The organism is Enterobacter sp. MGH 16, assembly GCF_000493175.1.
Taxonomy (GTDB): domain Bacteria; phylum Pseudomonadota; class Gammaproteobacteria; order Enterobacterales; family Enterobacteriaceae; genus Enterobacter; species Enterobacter roggenkampii.
This window is the reverse complement of the sequence record NZ_KI535695.1, coordinates 1,392,410-1,414,518: the sequence shown is the minus strand read 5'-3', so window position 1 is coordinate 1,414,518 and position 22,109 is coordinate 1,392,410. Positions and strand designations below refer to the sequence as shown.

At 56.5% G+C, this 22,109-nt stretch carries 18 protein-coding genes; 13 read left to right on the top strand and 5 right to left on the bottom strand.

Annotation, left to right across the window (positions count from 1 at the left end; all coding sequences use genetic code 11):
* Positions 1-31 precede the first annotated feature (31 nt).
* On the bottom strand, positions 32-1,369 hold the full coding sequence (locus L362_RS15890) for a TolC family outer membrane protein (protein WP_023344095.1): 1,338 nt from the start codon (positions 1,367-1,369) through the stop codon (positions 32-34).
* Between the two features lie 738 nt (positions 1,370-2,107).
* Between L362_RS15890 and L362_RS15895 the strand changes: the two genes are divergently transcribed.
* Both L362_RS15895 and L362_RS15900 read left to right on the top strand, forming a co-directional pair.
* Positions 2,108-2,851 (top strand): DeoR/GlpR family DNA-binding transcription regulator, encoded by a 744-nt coding sequence (locus L362_RS15895; protein WP_021242557.1) that lies wholly within the window; start codon positions 2,108-2,110, stop codon positions 2,849-2,851.
* A gap of 13 nt (positions 2,852-2,864) precedes the next feature.
* Positions 2,865-3,932 (top strand): oxidoreductase, encoded by a 1,068-nt coding sequence (locus L362_RS15900; protein WP_023344094.1) that lies wholly within the window; start codon positions 2,865-2,867, stop codon positions 3,930-3,932.
* Positions 3,933-3,979: 47 nt separating this feature from the next.
* Here L362_RS15900 and cybB read toward each other — a convergent pair whose 3' ends face one another.
* Complete coding sequence (cybB, locus tag L362_RS15905) at positions 3,980-4,510, bottom strand: cytochrome b561 (RefSeq protein WP_023327423.1); 531 nt, start codon at positions 4,508-4,510, stop codon at positions 3,980-3,982.
* Between the two features lie 189 nt (positions 4,511-4,699).
* Here cybB and gap point away from each other — a divergent pair, with 189 nt between their 5' ends.
* Complete coding sequence (gene gap / locus L362_RS15910; RefSeq protein WP_023327422.1) at positions 4,700-5,701, top strand: type I glyceraldehyde-3-phosphate dehydrogenase; 1,002 nt, start codon at positions 4,700-4,702, stop codon at positions 5,699-5,701.
* A gap of 49 nt (positions 5,702-5,750) precedes the next feature.
* Here gap and L362_RS15915 read toward each other — a convergent pair whose 3' ends face one another.
* A complete protein-coding gene (locus L362_RS15915) occupies positions 5,751-6,545 on the bottom strand; it encodes a YdcF family protein (RefSeq protein WP_023344093.1) in 795 nt (264 codons plus the stop codon).
* 327 nt (positions 6,546-6,872) lie between these two features.
* Between L362_RS15915 and L362_RS15920 the strand changes: the two genes are divergently transcribed.
* From L362_RS15920 to L362_RS15940, 5 genes are all read left to right on the top strand, one after another.
* Complete coding sequence (locus L362_RS15920) at positions 6,873-8,192, top strand: MFS transporter (RefSeq protein WP_023292477.1); 1,320 nt, start codon at positions 6,873-6,875, stop codon at positions 8,190-8,192.
* Between the two features lie 158 nt (positions 8,193-8,350).
* The gene (locus tag L362_RS15925) at positions 8,351-10,003 is read left to right on the top strand and encodes an MFS transporter (protein ID WP_008502308.1); all 1,653 of its coding nucleotides are present in this window, start codon (positions 8,351-8,353) and stop codon (positions 10,001-10,003) included.
* Between the two features lie 22 nt (positions 10,004-10,025).
* Complete coding sequence (locus tag L362_RS15930) at positions 10,026-11,108, top strand: HlyD family secretion protein (RefSeq protein ID WP_023344092.1); 1,083 nt, start codon at positions 10,026-10,028, stop codon at positions 11,106-11,108.
* Complete coding sequence (locus L362_RS15935; protein WP_023344091.1) at positions 11,105-12,484, top strand: efflux transporter outer membrane subunit; 1,380 nt, start codon at positions 11,105-11,107, stop codon at positions 12,482-12,484. Before L362_RS15930 ends, L362_RS15935 begins: the two co-directional genes overlap by 4 nt.
* Positions 12,485-12,631: 147 nt before the next feature.
* Positions 12,632-13,291 (top strand): O-methyltransferase, encoded by a 660-nt coding sequence (locus tag L362_RS15940; RefSeq protein WP_008502311.1) that lies wholly within the window; start codon positions 12,632-12,634, stop codon positions 13,289-13,291.
* 82 nt (positions 13,292-13,373) lie between these two features.
* Here the strand turns inward: L362_RS15940 and hrpA are convergent, their stop codons facing one another.
* Positions 13,374-17,276 carry an ATP-dependent RNA helicase HrpA gene (gene hrpA / locus L362_RS15945; protein WP_023344090.1) on the bottom strand — a complete coding sequence of 1,301 codons (3,903 nt, stop codon included), beginning with the start codon at positions 17,274-17,276 and terminating at the stop codon, positions 13,374-13,376.
* A gap of 205 nt (positions 17,277-17,481) precedes the next feature.
* On the opposite strand from hrpA, the gene azoR reads away from it, so the two are divergent.
* Together azoR and L362_RS15955 are read left to right on the top strand one after the other, a co-directional pair.
* The gene (gene azoR, locus L362_RS15950) at positions 17,482-18,087 is read left to right on the top strand and encodes an FMN-dependent NADH-azoreductase (RefSeq protein WP_008502313.1); all 606 of its coding nucleotides are present in this window, start codon (positions 17,482-17,484) and stop codon (positions 18,085-18,087) included.
* A 90-nt stretch (positions 18,088-18,177) separates the two neighbouring features.
* Positions 18,178-18,864 carry an RluA family pseudouridine synthase gene (locus L362_RS15955; protein WP_023344089.1) on the top strand — a complete coding sequence of 229 codons (687 nt, stop codon included), beginning with the start codon at positions 18,178-18,180 and terminating at the stop codon, positions 18,862-18,864.
* Between the two features lie 7 nt (positions 18,865-18,871).
* Here the strand turns inward: L362_RS15955 and L362_RS15960 are convergent, their stop codons facing one another.
* On the bottom strand, positions 18,872-19,411 hold the full coding sequence (locus L362_RS15960) for a DUF2058 domain-containing protein (RefSeq protein WP_021242569.1): 540 nt from the start codon (positions 19,409-19,411) through the stop codon (positions 18,872-18,874).
* Positions 19,412-19,678: 267 nt separating this feature from the next.
* Between L362_RS15960 and L362_RS15965 the strand changes: the two genes are divergently transcribed.
* The 3 genes from L362_RS15965 (at position 19,679) to L362_RS15975 (ending at position 22,099) form a co-directional block, all read left to right on the top strand.
* On the top strand, positions 19,679-20,200 hold the full coding sequence (locus L362_RS15965) for a DUF2778 domain-containing protein (RefSeq protein ID WP_023344088.1): 522 nt from the start codon (positions 19,679-19,681) through the stop codon (positions 20,198-20,200).
* Positions 20,201-20,453: 253 nt separating this feature from the next.
* Positions 20,454-20,945 carry an Hcp family type VI secretion system effector gene (locus L362_RS15970; RefSeq protein ID WP_008502317.1) on the top strand — a complete coding sequence of 164 codons (492 nt, stop codon included), beginning with the start codon at positions 20,454-20,456 and terminating at the stop codon, positions 20,943-20,945.
* 179 nt (positions 20,946-21,124) lie between these two features.
* Positions 21,125-22,099: a DUF1852 domain-containing protein gene (locus tag L362_RS15975; RefSeq protein ID WP_023344087.1), complete on the top strand. Its 975-nt coding sequence runs from the start codon at positions 21,125-21,127 to the stop codon at positions 22,097-22,099.
* The last annotated feature ends 10 nt before the right edge of the window (positions 22,100-22,109 follow it).

The window sequence follows — 22,109 nt, the reverse complement described above, 5'->3', positions numbered from 1 at the left end:
ACTTATTTTGCGCGACAATGCGCGTCTTTTTTTAACTCAAATCGGGTAGTTTTGCGGCAGCGTTTTTCTCTATTCCAATAAGCGGCATTAAATTATCAACCGCGGAAGCATAATTAATTGCTGAACTCCAGCCATCATACTCAGCGATTATTTTCGCCGAGGTGGCCTGCCAGACATCCTGCTCAACGCTGAGCAGATCGTTAATGCTCCGCTTGCTCAGGGTGTACTCATTTTTATAAACATCACGGGCGCGCAGCGCATTTTCCAGCTGCTGTTTCCCGGCCTCCATTCTTCCCCGCGCGCCGGTCCAGTCCGCCTGCGCGACGGAGGCTTTTTGCAGGACGTCGAAACGCGCCTGATCGACCTGAGAGGAGGCCATCGCCCGCGCGCCTTCAGCCTGCCGCACGCGTGCAGAGACCGCGCCGCCCTGATAAAGCGGTGCGTCAATGTTGAGTTGGATCTGGTCGTCCCAGTACGAACGGTTGTCCGACTCGTAACGGGTACGTCCGCCCTTCAGGCTGAGGGTCGGCCAGTGCTGGGACTTCGCCGTCTCCACGCCATACTGGGCAGAGCGCTCCATGTTTTGCGCGGCCATGACCGCCGGTATCAGCGAATAATCAATGCGGTTGAGCGAATCAGGTTCAACCGCGAGGTTTGCGGGTACAGGCGAATAGTTTTCTGCCTGCATGCCGGTTAATACCGCAAGCCTTGCGCGGGCGCTGTTTAAGGCGGCCTGATACTGCGCGACCGTTGCCTGCATACCGGCAATACGCGTGCGGGTCTGGAGCTCATCGGAGGTCGAGCTCACGCCCGCGTCGGCGCGCAGCTTTGCCAGCTGCTCAACATTTTTCAGCGCCTGAACGTTCTCCTTTGCTGCCTGCAGCAGATCGGCATAGCGTTTGACCTCGACATAGCTCAGCGCCGTTTTTTCCGCCACGTCAGAGAGCGTGCTCATCAGCTGGTAGCGATAGCTATCGCGCTGGGCGGAAGACTGGCTGATGCTGTTATTGGTCTTGCCAAAATCATAGATCAGCTGCGTCAGGCTCAGTCCCCAGGCGGCTGAATTCTTCAGCGACCCGCTGGAATCGGTGGTCTGGCTATGGCCCGTGCTCCCGTTCAGCGATATTTGCGGCATCCAGCCGCTGCGCGCTTCATCTATTTGTGCCTGACCAATACCGAGCTGCGCGGCCTGCTGACTAATAGACGGATCGCGATCGATAGCAAAAAGAATACTTTCTTTTAAGGTTGTCCTGGCAACCGGGGCAATACCCACCTGACTACTATTGGCGTACGCCGTATTTATGGCTAATGAAATGAATGCCAGCGCTGCTGTAAATCGGCGTAACATTGGCTTTCGTAATATCGTCATTTTATCTCCCTGACTCTGAGTGACACTGAAGCAATTACCCAAAAAGAGGTATAGATAATTAGACAAATATCTTTTTTAGCATCCTTGCCGAATTTTAGGTAAAACTCCCCATACCCATTTCCCCCTGGAGATGAGATCTGCCTGCGTCTTATTTAATTAAGAATTTACTTATTTCCTAAAGTGGTTAGCAGCATAACAAAATGTGTTATAGGCCACTACACCCACAATGTTAATGTGGTGTTACAATTAAGAAAAAAGATGGGGTTTCTGGACAAAACTCTTAAAATGACCTTTCAGATGAAACATATAAACCGTCTGTTATTTAAGGAAAATTCTTAATTTGCTCCCTGCACATTTTTGCGTTAATTTCCGCGCGGGTCAGACACAAAGATTTTCAAAGAAGTGTCAATTTAAGTAGCCAAACAGGATGAATTGGGATTTATCGCTATTAAAAAACTAATTAAAGCAATTAATATCTATAAATATCTATTTTGTCGAAACTTAACTCCAGACAATGGTGTTGCACTGGTTACATAATCCAAACCGTTAAATAAAACATAACAATAACATTATGGTTAACATTCAAAACGGCTTGCTTATACCTGTTTAATAAAATTTTAATAATCACGCATCTGAATCATCACCTCACTCCGCGACATCAAAACCACGTTGCCCTTCTCTCTGCGTTAAAATGCTGTATTATGCAAACTATTGCGATATTTTGCAGGAATGTAACCGATGCACAAAACTGCACGACAGCGCCACGTTCTGGATATCCTGAGCGAGCAAGGCCAGGCCAGCATCACCGAACTGGCAGAAAAGCTGCAGGTTTCAGCCGATACCATCCGTCGGGATCTGACCGACCTGGAGAACCAGGGTCTGGCGCAGAAGAACCACGGCGGAGCCATCGCGCTGAATCTCTCCGCCATGAACCGTCAGGGCCGCAATACGCTGCTGCCGGAAACCAAACAGCGCCTCGGAAAACAGGTCGCCCTGCAGGTCCCTGCGGGTTCTACCCTGTTTCTGGATGCGGGCAGCACGGTAATGGCTGTCGCCTCCTTTCTTCGCGGGCCGCTCACCGTCATAACCACGTCGCTGGATATCGCCCAGCATTTTAGCGACCGGGAAGACGTTGAACTGATCCTGCTCGGGGGGAAATGGGACCACCAGCAGCGCCTGTTTGCCGGAAGCGCCACGTTGTCGTTGCTGTCCCGCTATCGGGCAGATATCGCCATCCTCGGGGCGTGCGCCATTCATGCCGAACTCGGTTTGAGCGCCGGTAAAGAAGCGGATGCCGAGGTTAAGCGCGCGATGCTTGACGCAAGCCATGCGCACTGGATTGTTGCCGACCACCTGAAGGTCAACCGCTGCGAGCCGTATCTGGTTTCCGGGTTATCCAACATTCAACAACTCTTTTTAGATCGTCCCTGGCCTGAGCTTGGGGACCCTGGCGCATTGCAGGTCACGGTGTGCGCGAATTAACGTGGAGAAGTTCATGAGTACAGTTCGAACAATTAACATTGCGCTGATCGGGTATGGATTTGTGGGCAAAACCTTCCATGCCCCGTTAATCCAGTCTGTGGACGGGCTTAAGCTGGCCGTGGTCTCTTCTCGTGATGAAGAGAAGGTTAAACGCGATCTGCCGGACGTAGAGGTGGTCGCCACCCCTGAAGAGGCTATTCAGCATCCTGATGTTGACCTGGTGGTGATTGCCTCCCCCAACGCCACGCACGCCCCGCTGGCGACGCTGGCTCTGAACGCCGGCAAGCATGTCGTGGTGGATAAGCCTTTCACCCTCGACATGCAGGAAGCCCGCGACCTGATTGCGCTGGCGGAGGAAAAGCAGCGTCTGCTCTCCGTCTTCCACAACCGCCGCTGGGACAGCGATTTCCTCGGCATTAAGCAGGTTATTGAGCAGGGCACGCTCGGCAAGGTCAAACACCTGGAGTCGCATATCGACCGCTTCCGCCCGGAAGTGCGCGTGCGCTGGCGCGAGCAGAACGTCCCCGGAAGTGGCTTATGGTTTGACCTGGGTCCTCATCTTATCGACCAGACGCTGCAGCTCTTTGGCCTACCGCAGTCGGTTCAGGGGAATATCGCGACGCTGCGCGACGGTGCAGAAATCAACGACTGGGCGCACGTGGTCTTAAACTACCCGGAGCATAAGGTAATTTTGCACGCCAGTATGCTGGTGGCGGGCGGTACGGCGCGCTTTGCCGTCCACGGGGACAAGGGCAGCGTGGTGAAGGCCAGAATCGATCAGCAGGAAGCACAGCTGCTCTCCGGGGTGATCCCCGGCAGTGAGGCATGGGGCGATGACAGCGACAGCATGGTGTTCTTTGGCGCTGACGGCGCATCGCAGACGATCCCTACCCCGAAAGGCGATCAGCGCCAGTACTACATCAACGTGCGTGATGCGCTACGCGGGGAAATCGCCAATCCTGTCCACCCTGTTGAGGCATTGGCGGTGATGGCCGTGCTGGAAGCGGCGGTGACGTCGTCGGAAACGGGGTCAACGCAGACGCTGGCGTTAACGGCTGAAGAGCGTGCTCTGTTGGGTTAAAAAACAAGCCGGGTGGCGGCTATGCCTTACCCGGCAAGCGTTAAAGACTACGAACGCTTTTTCGGCATCATGCGCAGCAGGGTATTATCTTTCCAGAAATAGTGGTGCATCAGCGCCGCCGCGGCGTGCAGGCCAATCACAAAATAGCCCAGATTTGCCAGCGTCTCGTGCCACTCTTTCAGCATATCTACCAGGTCAAAATTGGACTCCGCCGCATGCGGCATCGCCAGGCCAAAAGCAAACCAGTCGCTGCCCCGGTTATACATCATCACAATGCCAATCAGCGGCAGCGCAATAAACAGCAGATACACCACCAGATGCCCCAGATGAGACATCCCCGTCACCATCGCTTTTGGCTTCGGTTGAATCGGTGGTGCACGGAATTTCAGGCGAACCAGCAGACGCGCCACCATCAGCACCAGGATACTGATCCCGCATGAGACGTGGATCATGTTGATCGTCGGGCGCGCGGTGCGCGGGAAGAAACCTCTGAACTCCATGGCGCAGTAGGCGACGATGATTAACAGAAACACCAGCCAGTGGATGCCAATTTGCAGGCTTGTATATTTAGTGCGCATGTGATTTCTCGATTAAAAACAGTTACCGCGCCAACATAATCTCCTTTCCTTAAAAATTCATTAACTTTTCTGTATGGTTTTTCAAATACATCCTCCCGCATGAAGCATCTTCAATTGCCGCCCTGCCCGTGATGGTCTAAGCCTGGATGAGTTCAAACTGTCACATCGACACGTTTACAGGAGAACACCATGAGTAAAATTGGCATTAACGGATTTGGACGCATCGGACGTCTTGTTCTGCGCCGCCTTCTTGAAACCCAGGACAGTAATACCGTCGTCGCCATCAACGACCTCACCTCTCCCAAAGTGCTGGCCTACCTGCTCAGGCACGATTCCAACTACGGTGGCTTCCCGTGGAGCGTGGATTTCACCGAGGATGCGCTGATCGTTGACGGTAAAACCATCGCGGTCTATGCCGAAAAAGAGGCAAAGCACATTCCGTGGAAAGCCGCGGGCGTGGATATCGTTGTGGAGTGCACCGGCTTTTATACGTCTGAAGAGAAATCACGGGCGCACCTGGACGCGGGCGCGAAGAAGGTGCTGATCTCTGCGCCCGCGGGGGACATGAAAACCATCGTCTACAGCGTGAACGACGAGACCATTGACGCCAGTGATACCATTATTTCCGTCGCCTCCTGCACCACCAACTGCCTCGCCCCGCTGGCAAAAGCCCTGAACGACGCGTTTGAAATTAAGGTGGGCACCATGACCACCATTCATGCCTATACCGGTACCCAGGCGCTGGTGGATGGCCCGCGCGGGAAAGATCTTCGCGCCTCCCGGGCGGCGGCAGAGAATATCATTCCGCACACCACCGGCGCCGCCAAAGCCATCGGTCTGGTGATCCCTGCGCTCAGCGGCAAACTGAAAGGCCACGCCCAGCGCGTGCCGGTTAAAACGGGCTCCGTGACCGAACTGGTGGCCATTCTGGGCAAGAAAGTGACCGTTGAGGAGATCAACGCCGCGCTGAAAAAGGCCACTCAGGGCAATAAATCCTTCGGGTATACCGATGAAGAGATCGTGTCGTCAGATGTGATTGGCTCGCATTATGGTTCGGTGTTTGACGCCACGCAGACGGAGGTGTCAGAAGCGGGAGACCTTCAGCTGGTGAAAGCCGTTGCCTGGTATGACAACGAGTATGGGTTTGTGACGCAGCTGGTGCGGACGCTGGATAAGTTTGCGGCGCTGTGATTTCCCCCCCTCACCCTCTCCCCAATGGGGCGAGGGGATTGTTCCGTGCCTAAATTATTTTACGTGCGCCCTTCAGGACAGGATCCTGCTGCAGCTGTTTCCACGCGGCCATGACGGCCTCGGGGAATTCAACGTGAGCAATATAATCCCGCCCGGCCGGGCCATAGCCGTTGGCGTCGTCATACAGGCGCGGCAGCTCCCCCATAACCAGTGAAAGGTAACGGTCAACGGGCCACAGGCCGGTGTTGCCCTCGCTGAATTCCACGCCCTCGTTACCGTTTTGCAGCGTCGGCGTAAACCCGGGATGGCTGATCCACTGCGGTGAATCGGGCTCATCACGACACACGCGGGCAAACGTCGCCATCGTGCGGCGCTGCATCGTCGGATCCTGCACCACCAGCACCCGCCCGGTCGTTCGATGACGCTGTTTCAGCATGTTCCAGCTAAAGCGCGCGTTTTCACCGCAGTTGGTGGAGCGATCCTCAACCCACAGACGCGCCTCGGGGATCTGCCAGAACGCCCGCGCAATGTCGGCAAGAATGCTCGCTTCAGCCCGCCCCGTGACCGGTACGGTGTGGTAACGCGGATGATTGCCAATGGCGGTATATAAAAAGGGGGTCGAATGGCCGATGCCGCCGCTGATCAGAAGCGGTACATCTCTCTGGGCGGCAATACGGCAGGCCGCGTCAATGGTTGGGATCACCGCGTTTCCGGCCAGAATCACCGCATCGACTTCCGGGAGCGGACTCGTCGCGCTCAGGTCGTCCTGCGCCAGCCATTCACCGACAGTATTGAAGGCCGCCAGCGTGGCATCCGCCAGAACGGGAAAATGGGGCTGAACCATGGTGAACTCCTCACGTTGTTGAAGCGCCGAATTTATCATTTTTCTGAAATAACCAGAAACATCCAAAAATCATCGGGTTGCACCTGCCTATTATGCTTTTGATTTCCAGCCCTACAAAACATTGTATTGTGCAGGCGGCATGAAAAAGCACCCAACGCTGCTTATTTCGCCGTGATCTGACCAGTTTTATCCCCCCTGCGCTTGCCAAAGACAACATCCGACCCTAAGTTGCTTAACAATTTCACAACCTTTTTTATCATCACAGGTTGCACCTGAAGCGCGCCAGGTGACACCTCTCTCATCATCAACGTGGCGGGGTTTCAGGTCATGACAGAACATGAAAGTACGACGACGGTGTTACGTAAAAATAAAAAGGTGTTAATCGCCAGCCTTACCGGGAGCGCCATTGAATGGTTTGACTATTTTCTCTATGGTACGGCGGCCGCGCTGGTCTTCAATAAGATCTTTTTCCCGATGGTCGATCCGGTGATCGGACTCATCCTCTCTTATCTCTCTTTCTCATTAACCTTTTTTATTCGCCCCATTGGCGGGGTACTTTTCGCCCACATCGGCGACCGCATCGGACGTAAAAAAACCCTCGTGCTGACCCTCTCTTTGATGGGAGGTGCAACCGTTATGATTGGCCTGCTGCCCACGTATGAGATGATTGGCCTCTGGGCGCCTGCGCTGCTGATCCTGATGCGCATCATTCAGGGGATGGGCATCGGCGGTGAATGGGGCGGCGCGCTGCTGCTGGCCTATGAATACGCGCCAGAAAAACGTAAAGGCTTCTTCGGCAGTATTCCACAGGCGGGCGTCACCATCGGCATGCTGATGGCAACCTTTATCGTGTCGCTGATGACCCTGTTCAGCGAGGCGGATTTTCTCTCCTGGGGCTGGCGCATCCCGTTCCTGCTGAGCTCGGTGCTGGTGTTGCTCGGCCTGTGGATCCGCAAAGATATTGACGAAACGCCCGATTTTCAGAAAGTGAAAGCGTCCGGTCAGGTAGCGAAGGCCCCGCTGCGCGATACGCTGAAACATCACTGGCGTGAAGTGTTGATTGCCGCCGGTCTGAAGGTGGTTGAAACCGCGCCGTTCTATATTTTCTCGACCTTCGTGGTGAGCTATGCCACCAGCACGCTGACGTATCAGAAATCGCAGGCGCTGGAAGCCGTGACGCTGGGAGCCCTGGTGGCGACCATTATGATCCCGCTAATGGGGCTACTCTCCGATAAGGTAGGCCGTCAGCGCATGTACGCAATCAGCGTCTTCGTGCTGGGCCTGTTTATCGTACCGTGGTTTATGCTGCTCAATACCGGCACCACATGGGGTATCGTGCTCGCGACGGTCATCGCCTTTGGCGTGTTGTGGGCCCCTGTCACGGCGGTACTCGGCACGCTGTGCTCTGAAATCTTTAGCGCAAACGTGCGCTACACCGGCATTACGCTCGGGTATCAGCTGGGTGCCGCGCTGGCTGGCGGTACCGCGCCGCTGATTGCCACCGGCCTGCTGGCAAAATACGACGGCGACTGGGTGCCGGTGGCCTGGTATCTTGCCGTCACGGTGACCATTTCTTTAATCGCGATTTTCTGCGCCAGCCGCGTTAAGCGCGCCACTCTCATCCAGGCGCAGCCCGAACGTCTCTGACCCTTCCCGGCCCGTCCTGCGGGCCGCTCTTTTTCCTTAAATTTCCCTTCACCATTTGATTAACATGCGTAAATCATATTCACTTGAATTATCATTTGCGGGAGTCGTAGAATCGCTAGCCCGCTAATTATTCAATCATTTCTAAGGTAAACGACGTTATGCGCCTGCCCGAACGCGACCCTTATGCTCCTCGCGAGTGGCAGCCACATGAGAAACCCGCCCTGCTGGGTTCGCCCTCCACGCCCGAACACAGTACGCCAAAACGCATTGCCTATGGCGTCGTGGGCCTGCTGGTCTGCCTGACGGGTGCGCTGGGAAATGCGGTGGTGACCGCCAACCTGCAAAATTTGCAGGGGACCTTCGGCGCCTGGTCAACCGAAATCGCCTGGCTGCCCGCGGTTTATGTGATGACCAACATCTCCATCAACCTGCTGCTGGTTAAATTCCGCCAGCAGTATGGCCTGCGCGCCTTTACGGAAGGTTTTCTGGTGCTGTACGTGCTGGTCACCTTTTTCCACCTGTTCGTTAACGATCTCAGCTCGGCGCTGATGGTTCGCGCCGCGCACGGCATGGTGGCCGCCGCGCTCAGCTCGCTGGGGATTTACTATCAGATCCAGGCCTGGCCTGCGAAGCACCGCCTGAAGGCGCTGACCATCGGCATCACCGGTTCATCACTCGCCATCCCGCTGGCGCGCCTGTTTTCAACCGAGCTGCTGCAGCTGGACGAGTGGCGCGGGCTTTATTTCTTCGAGCTGGGACTGGCGCTGATCTCCCTGGCCTGCGTCATCGCCTTAAAATTACCGCCGGGCGACCGGCGCAAGGTCTTTGAGAAAAAAGACTTTATCACCTTCTTTTTACTGGCTCCCGGGATGGCCCTGCTCTGTGCCGTCCTCTCTCTGGGCCGCCTTGACTGGTGGTTCGAAGCGCCGTGGATCGGCTGGTCGCTGGCGCTATCGCTGGTGCTGATTGTCGCAGCCATCGTCTTTGAACATAACCGCAGCAACCCGCTGCTGAACACCCGCTGGCTGTCGAGCGGCAGCATCGTCCGCCTGGGGCTGATTATGCTGCTGATCCGTATCGTGCTGGCCGAGCAGAACACCGGCGTCATCGGCTGGCTGCAGTACGTAGGCTTACAGAACGAGCAGATGACGCACCTTGCGTGGTCCATTTTCGCCGGGATCGTCTGCGGGATTGTCACCAGCTGTCTCACCATCAAGCCGACGAAACTGGCGTGGCCAATCATCACGTCTCTGGCGCTGATGATTGTTGCCTCGCTGCTGGACAGCCAGTCCAACAACCTGACCCGTCCGGATCAGCTGATGGTAAGCCAGTTCCTGCTGGGCTTCGGCAGCGCCTTCTTCCTGGCGCCCGCTATGCTGGCCGCCATTGGCGGGGTGATCGCCGACCCGCGTAACCTGGTCAGCTTCTCGGTGATGTTTGGCATGAGCCAGAACCTGGGCGGCCTGCTGGGCTCCGCGATCCTCGGCACCTTCCAGACCTGGCGCGAGAAATACCACTCCAGCCTGCTGGCGGACCAGCTCACCACGCTCAACCCGCTGGTCAACGAGCGAATTCAGCTTTATACCCAAATGTATAAAAGCCTGATTGGCGACAGCGCGCTGCTGGGCACCCAGGCGATAACGCAGCTGCAAACGGTCACCGCGCTGGAGGCGAATATTCTGGCTTATAACGATACTTATCTGCTGACGGCGAGCATCGCTGCCGCCACGCTGGTCTGGATTTTATGGCGCTTGCTGCGCCTGCGCATCACTGCCCGTCTGGCGCTGAAGAACGCCACCGGCAACAAATAATTGAAAGAGTTCTGGAGAGTTTATGAGTCAGCAGGATGCCGCCAAAGAGCAGGCCAACACCCGCAAAAATGTGCGCATTGTTTCCGTTTTCACCGCCGCCGCCATCGGTATTGTCGGCGTGCTGGTGATCCTTTATGCGTGGCAACTGCCGCCGTTCACCCGTCACGCGCAGTTTACCGACAACGCCTACGTGCGCGGCCAGACGACGTTTATCAGCCCGCAGGTGAACGGCTATATCACCGAGGTGAAGGTTCAGGACTTTGTGCAGGTGAAAAAAGGCGACCTGCTGCTGCAGATCGATGACCGTATCTATCGTCAGCGGGTGCATCAGGCAGAGGCGCAGCTGGCGATGAAAATTGCCGCCCTGAATAACAACCTGCAGCAGCGTAAAAGCGCCGAAGCAACAATCGCCAAAAATGACGCCGCGCTGAAAAATGCCCGCGCCCAGAGCCTGAAAAGCCAGGCGGATTTAAAACGGGTGAAAGAGCTGACGGCGGACGGCTCGCTTTCCATTCGCGAGCGCGACGCCGCGCTGGCCAGTGCCGCTCAGGGTAGCGCCGACATCGACCAGGCGAAAGCCGCCCTTGAGATGTCGCGTCAGGATCTGCAGAGGGTGATTGTCAATCGCGGTGCGCTGGAAGCGGATGTTGAAAACGCCAAAGCGGCGCTGGAGCTGGCGCAGATTGACCTGCAAAACACCCGCATTGTGGCGCCGCGTGACGGCCAGCTCGGCCAGATCGCCGTGCGTCTCGGGGCCTACGTGACCGCCGGAACCCATCTCACCACCCTGGTGCCGCCGCAGCACTGGGTCATCGCCAACATTAAAGAGACCCAGCTCGCGGAGCTGCGCGTCGGCCAGCCGGTGAAGTTCACCGTTGATGCCCTGAACAACAAGGGGTATCAGGGCCGCGTGGAGAGCATCTCCCCGGCGACCGGCGTGGAGTTCAGCGCCATCACGCCGGATAACGCCACCGGGAACTTTGTCAAAATTGCCCAGCGTATTCCGGTGCGTATTGAGGTGCTCGGTAAGCCAGAGGAGGCCGCGCTGCTGCGTCCGGGTATGTCGGTGCAGGTAACCATTGATACGCGGGAGGCGAAGCAATGATCCTTCGCCCGATAGCCGCGCTGGTGGCGGCGGTCATGCTGGCCGGATGCCAGTCCGTTGACGTCAAACCGGCGCAGCCGACGCTGCACATCCCCACCCAGTGGCGCACCGTCTCCGGCCCTGCCAGCCCGACGGAGCAGCTCTGGTGGCGTAATTTCCATGACAACCACCTGAACCGCTATGTGGATCAGGCGCTACAGCATAACAGCGACGTGCTGATCGCCCGCGAACGGATAAACGAGTATCAGGCGCGGGTCTATGCGGCCGACGGCAGCCTGTTTCCCTCCCTCGACGCGGGCTTAACCGGGACGCGCGCCCGTTCACAATCCGCTGCGACCGGGCTGCCGGTTTACGGCACAGTGTACAAAGGGAGCCTGACGGCAAGCTATGACGTGGATATCTGGGGCGTCAACCGCAGCACCTCTCGCGCTGCCGAAGCCTCGCTGGCGGCGCAAAAAGCCGCCGCCGCGGCCGCGGATTTGACCGTCGCCTCGTCTGTGGCATCCGGGTATGTCACCCTGCTCTCGCTTGACGAGCAGCTGCGGGTGACCGAGTCCACGCTGAAATCGCGCGAAGAGGCGTTTAACCTTGCGAAGCGTCAGTTTGAGACGGGCTACAGCTCGCGCCTGGAGCTGATGCAGTCGGATTCCGAACTTCGCTCAACGCGGGCGCAGGTGCCCGTGCTGCAGCACCAGATTGCACAGCAGGAGAATGCCCTCAGCCTGCTGCTGGGAAGCAACCCGGGCGACGTGGCGCGCAGCGCAAGCTTTGCAGCACTGACGCCGCTAACGCTGCCGTCGCAGCTGCCTTCTACGCTGCTGAACCGCAGGCCGGATATCGTCCAGGCCGAACGCCAGCTGGTGGCGGCGGATGCCTCGCTCGCGGCGTCGCGCGCCAGCCTGCTGCCGTCGATCAACCTGACCGCGACAGGATCGGTTCAGGATCGCACCCTTTCCGGCCTGCTGGACAACCCGCTTCAGCTCTGGAGCGCAGGGGGAAGTATTCTCGCCCCGCTGCTGAACCGCCAGGCGCTGAATGCGCAGGTGGATATTTCTCAGTCCCAGCGTAACCAGGCGCTGTACGCTTATGAAAAAACCGTGCGTAACGCATTTGCCGAAGTGAACAACAGCCTTGATGCGATAAGTCGCTATCAGGAACAGCTGACGGAGCTGCTTGCCCAGCAGGATGTGGCCCAGGAGACGCTGCGCATTGCGCAGAATCGCTATCGCAACGGCTACTCCTCCTATCTGGACGTGCTGGACGCGCAGCGCACGCTGTTCTCGGTCCAGACCAGCGTCGTGCAGGTGAAAAATAACCTGCTGCTGGCGCAGATTGATTTGTACAGAGCGCTGGGCGGCGGCTGGGTCAGTGCCTGAAAACCTGCCCGGTGGCGCTTCGCTTACCGGGCCTACATTTCGCCCCGTAGGCCGGGTAAGCGAAGCGCCACCCGGCGTTTATTCCTCAGCCCTGTAAGCCGGGTAAGGCGTAGCCGCCACCCGGCAATCCCCACAAGGAGTCAATCTATGCAACAACAGTGGTCTGCAGTTGATAATTTCATGATTTCGTCACTTATTCCTGACGATGACGTACTGAATCAGGTGCTGGAAAACAACAAACGCGCCGGGCTGCCTGAACATGATGTCGCGGCTAATCAGGGGCAGCTGCTGGCGCTGTTCGTGCGCATGACGCAGGCAAGACGCATTCTTGAGATCGGGACGCTGGGTGCCTACAGCTCAATCTGGATGGCGCGCGCGCTGCCGCCGGACGGTAAGCTGATTACGCTTGAGGCCGATCCCACGCATGCCCGCGTTGCGCGCGAGAATATTCAGCTTGCGGGGTTAAACGAACGCATTGAATTAATTGAAGGCCCGGCGCTGAGCTCGCTGGAGAATTTCGGCGAGGTTCCGCCGTTCGACCTGATCTTTATTGATGCCGATAAGCCGAACAATCCCGGCTATCTGGAATGGGCGCTGCACTACTCCCGCCCCGGTACGGTAATTATCGGCGATAACGTGGTCCGTGATGGCGAAGTCATTAACGGTCAAAGCGACGACGCGCGCGTGCTGGGCGTGCGGCGTTTTATTGAAATGATGGGCGATAACCCGCGCTTAACCGCCACCGCGCTGCAAACGGTGGGGATTAAGGGATGGGATGGGTTTACGCTGGCGATTGTAGAACGATAACCAGCCGGGTGGCGGCTTTGCCTTACCCGGCCTACATTTCGCACTCGTAGGCCCGGTAAGCGCAGCGCCACCGGGCAAGGGTTTAACCGGAAATCTGCTCCATCGCCTGCAGAATACGCTTATCCGAAATCGGATACGGCGTACCGAGCTGCTGGGCAAAGAAGCTGACGCGCAGCTCCTCGATCATCCAGCGGATCGCCTGCACGTCTTCGTCGTCGCGGCGCGCTGGCGGCAGCTTGTTCAGCCACTGCTGCCACGCCTGCTGGACGCTCTCCACTTTCAGCATCTGCGCGCGGTCGCGGTGCGGGTCGATAGCCATCTTCTCCAGCCGTTTTTCAATCGCCTGGAGATAGCGCAGCGTATCGCCGAGACGGTTGAAGCCGTTGCCGGTGACAAAGCCGCGGTAAACCAGCCCCGCCATCTGCGCCTTCACGTCCGACAGACCCAGCGCCATGGTCATATCCACGCGCCCTTTCAGACGCTTGTTGATGTTGAACACGGTGGTGAGGATCTGCTCGACCTGTTTGGCAATCTCCACCACGGTGTCGTTCAGCTCCGCGCGCACCTTTTCATGCAGCTGAGCAAAGGCCTCTTCCGTCCAGACCGGGCCGCCCGCTTCGTGAATGAGTTTGTCCACGCCGCAGGAGATGCAGTCGTCAATCAGATCCAGCACTTTGCCGTACGGGTTAAAGTAGAGCCCCAGCTTGGCCTTGTTCGGCAGCTTCTCGTGCAGATACTTGATCGGCGACGGGATGTTGAGCAGCAGCAGGCGACGCAGCCCGCGCCACATCATCTGCTGCTGTTCCTGCGGGTTATCAAACAGTTTGATCGCCACGCTGTCGCGCTCGTCTACCAGCGCAGGCCAGGCTTTCACCTTATAGTTGCCGCGCTTCTGCTCGTAGCTCTCCGGAAGCTGGCCAAAGCTCCAGATGTGCAGCCCGCTCTGCTCGATGCCGTCGTCGGCCACCGCAGAGAGCGTCTCCTGGACTTTGCCTTTCAGCGCCTCTTTCAGCTCGCTCAGGGAACGCCCTTCCAGCAGCTTTTTGTTTTTATCGTCCACCACGCGGAAGGTGATTTTCAGGTGATCGGGCACCTGATCCCAGTTCCAGTCGTCGCGGTCGATGGTGGTGCCGGTCATGCGGCGGAACTCGCGCTCCAGCGCGTCCAGCAGCGGCAGCTCCAGCGGCGTGACGCGGCCCAAAAACGCTTCCGCGTAATTTGGCGCAGGCACAAAGTTGCGGCGCACCGGTTTCGGCAGGGATTTGATCAGCGCAATCACCAGCTCGCGGCGCAGGCCGGGGATTTGCCACTCGAACCCGCTCTCGTCGACCTGGTTTAACAGCGGCAGCGGAATGTGGACGGTCACGCCGTCCGCGTCGGCCCCCGGCTCGAACTGATAGGTCAGCCGCAGCTTGAGGTTGCCCTGATGCCAGAAGTTCGGGTAGTCGAGCTTGCTGACCGACTCCGCCCCCTCTTTAATCAGCATGCTCTTTTCGAAGTTGAGCAGGTCCGGCGTCTCTTTGCTGGCCTTCTTCCACCAGCTGTCGAAGTGGCGGGCGGAAATCACATCGTGGCTGATGCGCTGGTCGTAAAACTCGAACAGCGCCTCGTCGTCCACCAGAATGTCGCGGCGGCGGGACTTGTGCTCAAGTTCCTCCACTTCCGCGCGCAGCTTCAGGTTTTCGCGGAAGAAGGCGTGGCGCGTCTGCCAGTCTCCCTCCACCAGCGCGTGACGGATAAACAGCTCGCGGCTGAGCGCCGGATCGATCTGGCTGTAGTTGACCTTGCGCGCGGCGACCACCGGCAGGCCGTAAACGGTCACTTTTTCGGTCGCCATCACCGCGCCCTGCGCGCGCTCCCAGTGCGGTTCACTGTACGAGCGCTTCAGCAAGTGCTGCGCCACCGGCTCCACCCATTCCGGATCGATACGGGCGGCAATGCGTCCCCACAGGCGGCTGGTTTCCACCAGTTCCGCGACCATGGTCCACTTCGGCGGCTTCTTGAACAGGCCAGAACCCGGGAAGATGGCGAAACGGGCGTTGCGCGCGCCGGTATACTCCTGCTTCTCGGCGTCCTTCATCCCAATGTGGGACAGCAGGCCGGTCAGCAGAGCGATATGAATTTCGCGGTACTCCGCCGGTTCGCTGTTCACCGGAATGCCCAGCTCTTTCACTACCTGGCGAAGCTGGGTATAGATATCCTGCCACTCGCGCACGCGCAGGTAGTTGAGGAAATCCACCCGGCACTGGTGGCGGAACTGGTTCGAAGAGAGCGCCTTCTGCTGCTCGCCGAGGTAGTTCCACAGGTTCACGAAGGCGAGGAAATCGGACTCTTTGTCGTGGAAGCGACGGTGCTTTTCGTCCGAGGCCTGCTGTTTGTCCATCGGACGCTCGCGCGGATCCTGAATGGAGAGCGCCGAGGTAATGATCATCGCCTCGCGCACGCAGCCGTGCTTTTGCGCTTCCAGCACCATACGCGCCAGGCGCGGGTCGACCGGGAGCTGGCTGAGCTGGCGGCCCAGCGGCGTCAGCTTATAAACCGTCGCCTGCTCGTCGGTGGTAATCGCCCCGAGCTCTTCAAGCAGACGCACGCCGTCCTGAATGTTGCGTTTATCCGGCGCTTCGACGAACGGGAACGCCGCGATGTCGCCCAGCCCCAGGGCGGTCATCTGCAGGATAACGGACGCCAGGTTGGTGCGCAGAATTTCCGGGTCGGTGAACTCCGGGCGCGACAGGAAATCGTCTTCGGAATAGAGACGAATGCAGATCCCTTCCGACACGCGGCCGCAGCGGCCCTTACGCTGGTTGGCCGATGCCTGAGAGACCGGCTCAATCGGCAGCCGCTGGACCTTGGTGCGGTAGCTGTAGCGGCTGATGCGCGCCGTACCCGGGTCGATCACGTATTTGATGCCCGGCACGGTCAGCGAGGTTTCCGCCACGTTGGTCGCCAGGACGATGCGGCGTCCGCTGTGCGGCTGGAAGACGCGGTTCTGTTCGCTGTTGGACAGGCGGGCATACAGCGGCAGGATCTCCGTGTGGCGCAGGTCGCGCTTGCTGAGCGCATCGGCAGTATCGCGGATTTCGCGCTCGCCGCTCATGAAGATCAGAATGTCGCCCGCGCTTTCGTTGCCCAGCTCGTCAACGGCGTCGAAGATGGCCTGCAGCTGGTCGCGCTCGGTATCGTCCGCCTCTTCCACAATCGGGCGATAGCGCACTTCAACCGGATACGTCCGCCCAGACACCTCAATAATCGGCGCATTGTTGAAGTGCTTCGAGAAGCGTTCCGGGTCGATGGTCGCGGAGGTGATGATCACTTTCAGATCCGGGCGACGCGGCAGCAGCTCTTTCAGGTAGCCGAGCAGGAAGTCGATGTTCAGGCTACGTTCGTGCGCCTCATCGATGATGATGGTGTCGTACTGCATCAGCAGGCGATCCTGCTGGATTTCCGCCAGCAGAATACCGTCGGTCATCAGCTTGACCATGGTGTTATCGCTCACGTGGTCGCTGAAGCGCACCTTGTAGCCGATGCAGCCGCCCGGCTCCGTCTGCAGCTCTTCGGCAATACGGTTGGCGACGGTGCGCGCCGCCAGACGACGCGGCTGGGTATGGCCAATCAGGCCTTTTATCCCGCGGCCCAGCTCCATACAGATTTTCGGCAACTGGGTGGTTTTCCCCGAACCGGTTTCACCCGCGACAATCACCACCTGGTGGTCGCGTACGGCCTCAAGAATGTCCTGTTTCTTCTGGCTGACGGGCAGGTTTTCCGGGTAGGTAATTGCCGGGCGCGCAGCTTCGCGCAGCACAACCTTCCCTGCCGCCTGTTCAATCTCTTTCGCCATCTCCTGGTAAATGGCCTGTTGAGCATCAGGATTTTTAACCTTCTTGACGCCGTGCAGACGGCGGGCAAAGCGCTGTTTATCGCGCAGCGTCAGAGAATCGAGCTGTTGCAGGAGCATCGGGAAGGTGAATTTTTGTTGTTCTGTCATAGCGTTAAAGGGCAGTACACGCCCTGATAAACTCTCTTTTTAATGATTGCTATAGAGTACCACACTGACGCCTTTCGTGCCTTATTCAAAAAATTCGAAAATAGGCTTCGATATATTGCGCTATCTCTGTGGCAGGATTGTGAATAGAGTGTCAACAAGCAACGGGGCAACCCCCTTCAATCAAATGCAACAACAGGAATCACCCATGAGCAAAGTATTAGTTTTGAAATCCAGCATTCTGGCAGGGTACTCTCAGTCTGGTCAGCTGTCTGATTACTTCGTTGAACAGTGGCGTGAACAGCATTCTGCTGACGAAATCACCGTGCGTGACCTGGCTGCAAACCCCATTCCTGTGCTTGATGGCGAGCTGGTTGGCGCGCTGCGCCCAAGCGATGCACCGCTGAGCCCGCGTCAGCAGGAAGCGCTGGCCCTGTCCGACGAGCTGATTGCTGAGCTGCAGGCGCATGACGTCATCGTCATCAACGCCCCAATGTACAACTTCAACATCCCAACCCAGCTGAAGAACTACTTCGACCTGGTGGCGCGCGCTGGCGTAACCTTCCGTTACACCGAGAACGGCCCTGAAGGTCTGGTGAAAGGCAAGCGTGCAATCGTACTGACCAGCCGCGGCGGTATCCATAAAGACACCCCAACCGACCTGGTTGCGCCGTACCTGAGCCTGTTCCTGGGCTTCATCGGCATCACTGACGTGAACTTCGTGTTCGCGGAAGGTATCGCTTACGGTCCGGAAGTGGCGACCAAAGCGCAGACCGACGCGAAAGCCGCCATCGACAGCCTGGTTGCAGCGTAAGACTTCACCCTCTCACCGCCCGGTGGGAGGGTTTTTCTTTTCTCCCGCATTTCGTTATCATCCGCTCCCACTCTCCAGCCGGGCGGCCTGATGTCTGCGATCATTGATTCTTTTATTGCCCCACCGTGTCACGATGACATTCAGATCCTCTGGCAGGATGAACATCTGCTGCTGATCGACAAGCCTTCCGGTCTGCTCAGCCTCTCGGGCAAAAATCCGCAAAACCTTGATTCCGTCCACTATCGTCTGGTTCAGACGTTCCCGGGCTGCTCGCTGGTGCACCGTCTGGATTTTGGCACGTCCGGGCTGATGGTGGTTGCGCGCAATAAGGCCATTAACGCGGCACTGTGCCAGCAGTTTAGCCAGCGCAGCGTGGAGAAAGTCTACAACGCCCTGCTTTGCGGCCACGTGGAAAATGATGAAGGGGTCATTGATGCGCCGATTGCCAAAGACCCGGCGCTGTTCCCGCTGATGTCGATCTGCGCCATTACCGGTAAACCCGCCCGCTCCCGCTACCAGGTTGTAGAACGGTTTTATCAGGGGGCGGGATTACCGTTAACGCGGGTGAAACTGATCCCGGAGACCGGGCGAACCCATCAGCTGCGTATTCACTGCCAGCAGCTGGGGCACCCGATTCTGGGTTGCGATCTGTATGGCGGTCTTGACGTGCCGGGCGCTGAAGACGCGCCCCGGCTGATGCTGCATGCCAGCGAGCTGAATTTTATTCATCCCGTGAGCGGCGAGCCGGTTAACGCCCGCCACGCCGCCCCGTTCTGAATGTGGTTTACCACATCAAATCGTCAGGGATTTTGAAGTCCGCGTACGGATCGTCTTCGTCCTGCTCTTCCTGGCTGAGCGCGCTGTTTAACACGATGCTGTCGGCATCGCGCTGGGCAATTTTATCGGCCACTACCGCCGGGATAATCGCGTATTCGCAGTCGCCGCTGGCGTTGATGACCAAGCGGGCAATCGCCAGACGGCCGTTGATCAGCTGAGCCTGGGTTTGCTTGTCCACCTCGATTTTTTTGATCAGATTACCGTCGGTGAAGTTAAAGGTGATATTGCCTTTCGCCACGGTGATGCGGTTCATCTCGATCAGCTGCTTCACCTGCGCCTTAAACTCTTTCGCCAGCACGGCCTGCTTCTGCTGCTCGCTCAGCAGCTTGTCACGCTCGATCTGGGCCTTCTTGTTCTCTTCTACCGCTTCCCGAGCCTCACGCGCCTGAACGCGTGATTTCTTTGCCGTGCGCTGCACTTTCGCCGCTTTCTTGCTGCTGACGAGGCCCGCTTTCAGCATCTGCTCTTGTAAGGTGAGTTTTGTCATGATTATTTCTAAACCGGTTGGAAATTTTGGGGATTATAGCGGGAATTGCGGAGCGTGTGCCAGAGAAGTAGGCATGGCGTTTTGTTAGCTGAGTCTGGTTCATTATTCATTCAGCATTTACTAAGGTTAACGCGAAAGCGTGATTAAAAATTGTCAGGTCATTTTCTTAAAAAAAATGAGCCGTTCATAAATATGATGTGGGTTGAATATCTATGGTCACGTCAGGCGTAGGCTGGCTTTCTCTTAATAAAAGGATGCGGAGAAAAGATGGCCTTAAAAGGAACGATGCTGCTAAATGGTGCTGAATATGCGCCTTTTAACCTGTACGGCGTTGGCGTGTTTATGGCGCATTCCGGGCAGGGAATTTACAGAAACAACGGATTTTGTGGTGCAGTTAAAGGGTCGGGTCCAATTCCCCCAGGTAAATACTGGATTGTTGACAGAGGGACTGGAGGTTTCTTTTCAGGTTTAAAAGCGAAGGTTCAGGATCGGTGGAATAAGGTCAGGTCCGGTGCAGAATTTGGCCGCGATGAGTGGTTTGCTTTGTACAAGGATGACTGGGGAATCGATGATGGTACCTGGATTGATAACGTCTATCGGGGTTTGTTTCGGCTGCATCCGGGTACGGTATCTGAAGGATGTATCACGATTGCCCATAATTCTGATTACGCACTGATCCGGAATGCTCTCATGGGTACAGAGCTTATTCAGGTTCCCTGTATGCGTTCACTGATGGCACGCGGTTGGGTTGAGGTGAGTGAAAGTGGATATACCTACACTTGCCCTTAAATGGGGCATCAGGCTGTTCAAAACGGTCTGGTTTCTATGCATCAGCATTTTAGTAGGCCGCACATTGGGACCCGCTGAACGCTATCTTGATCATGACGTGGTCTCATCTCTATGTGATTTTATTTATGGTGATGTGAATGCTGAAACACTATACGACACATATACCAATATCGATATTTTAATCGTACTGACCCTCGCTATGGTTATTTACCGTTTAACAGCCCTACTACTCAATAAAATAAGGAAATAAAGAATGCCTATTCCTCCCTACATGTGGCTAAAAGACGACGGTGGAGCACATATTAAAGGTTCTGTAGATGTTCAGGATCGTGAAGGTAGCATTGAGATCATAGGACTGAGTCATGGCCTAAACCTCCCGGTAGACAGCGCTAACGGCAAGATCACCGGCACGCGTCAACACTCATCTATGCGGATTGAAAAGGAAGTTGATAGCGCCACGCCCTACCTTTACAAAGCAGCATCTACCGGTCAGGCACTCAAAAGCGCTGAAATTAAGTTCTATCATATTAATGATGCCGGACAGGAAGTCTGTTATTACACCGTACTAATGGAGAACGTAAAGGTTACGGGTGTTAACTGCAGCGTGCCGAACGTGAAAATCGCTGCCAACGATAAAATGAACCATGTTGAAAGCGTAAGTCTGCAGTACGAAAAAATTACCTGGCGCATCGTCGACGGGAACATAATGCACAGTGACGCCTGGAACGAACGCCCTACAGCATAACGCTAAGGGGCGCGATGCCCCTTACTCTCTCACTTTCCTCTCCAGGCTGTGCGCAATCCTGTTCATGAACTTCCCTCATGTTGCATTGAAATTAAGTCACTTCCCCTGCGCCGCGGGCTCAGGCATAAATTATGCATTGGTAACTTCTTAGCAACATGAACTTAGGATGCATAACCACAATGAGCAAAGCTTTCACATATACCCTTAAGCGCAGTTGCTTCGATGAGAATTACAACCCGTCAGAAAATACGCGTACGACCACCAACTTTGCCAACCTGGCGCGCGGGGAAAAGCGTCAGGAGAACCTGCGCAATACGCTGGTGATGATCAACAACCGCTTTAACGCCTTAGCGCGCTGGGATAACCCAAACGCCGATCGCTATGCGGTTGAGCTTGAAATCATCTCTGTCGATATGAATATTGGCGCGGAAAAGCCGTTCCCGGCCATTGAGATACTGCAAACCACCATTGTCGACAAGAAAAACAACCAGCGTATCCCTGGCATCGTCGGGAATAACTTCTCGTCTTACGTGCGGGATTATGATTTCAGCGTGCTGTTGCTGGAGCACAACAAGAACCAGCAGCACTTCAGCATTCCGGAAAAATTTGGCGAACTGCACGGCAATATCTTCCGCCATTTTGTGAGTTCACCGGAATACAAAGAGAACTTCACAAAAGGACCGGTGATTTGCCTGAGCGTCTCCAGCAAAGATATCTATCGCCGCACCGGTAACCAGCACCCCGTGCTGGGCGTTGAGTACCAGCCGGATGGCGAATCGCTTACGGAGCAGTACTTCGCGAAGATGGGCCTGAGCGTGCGCTACTTCATGCCGGAACACAGCGTGGCGCCGTTCGCGTTCTTCTTTACCGGGGATTTGCTGAGTGATTACACCGACCTCGAACTGATCGCCACCATCAGCACGATGGAGACGTTCCAGAAGATCTATCGCCCGGAAATTTATAACGCCAACTCGGCGGCGGGGCTGTGCTACCGACCGGATCTGAACCAGCAGGATCACTCCTTAACCAAAATTGTGTATGACCGGGAAGAGCGAAGCCGTCTTGCGATTGAACAGGGTCGGTTTACCGAAGAGTACTTTATTAAGCCTTACAAACACATTCTTGAGCAGTGGTCTGATAACTACACGCTTTAATACATTAAAA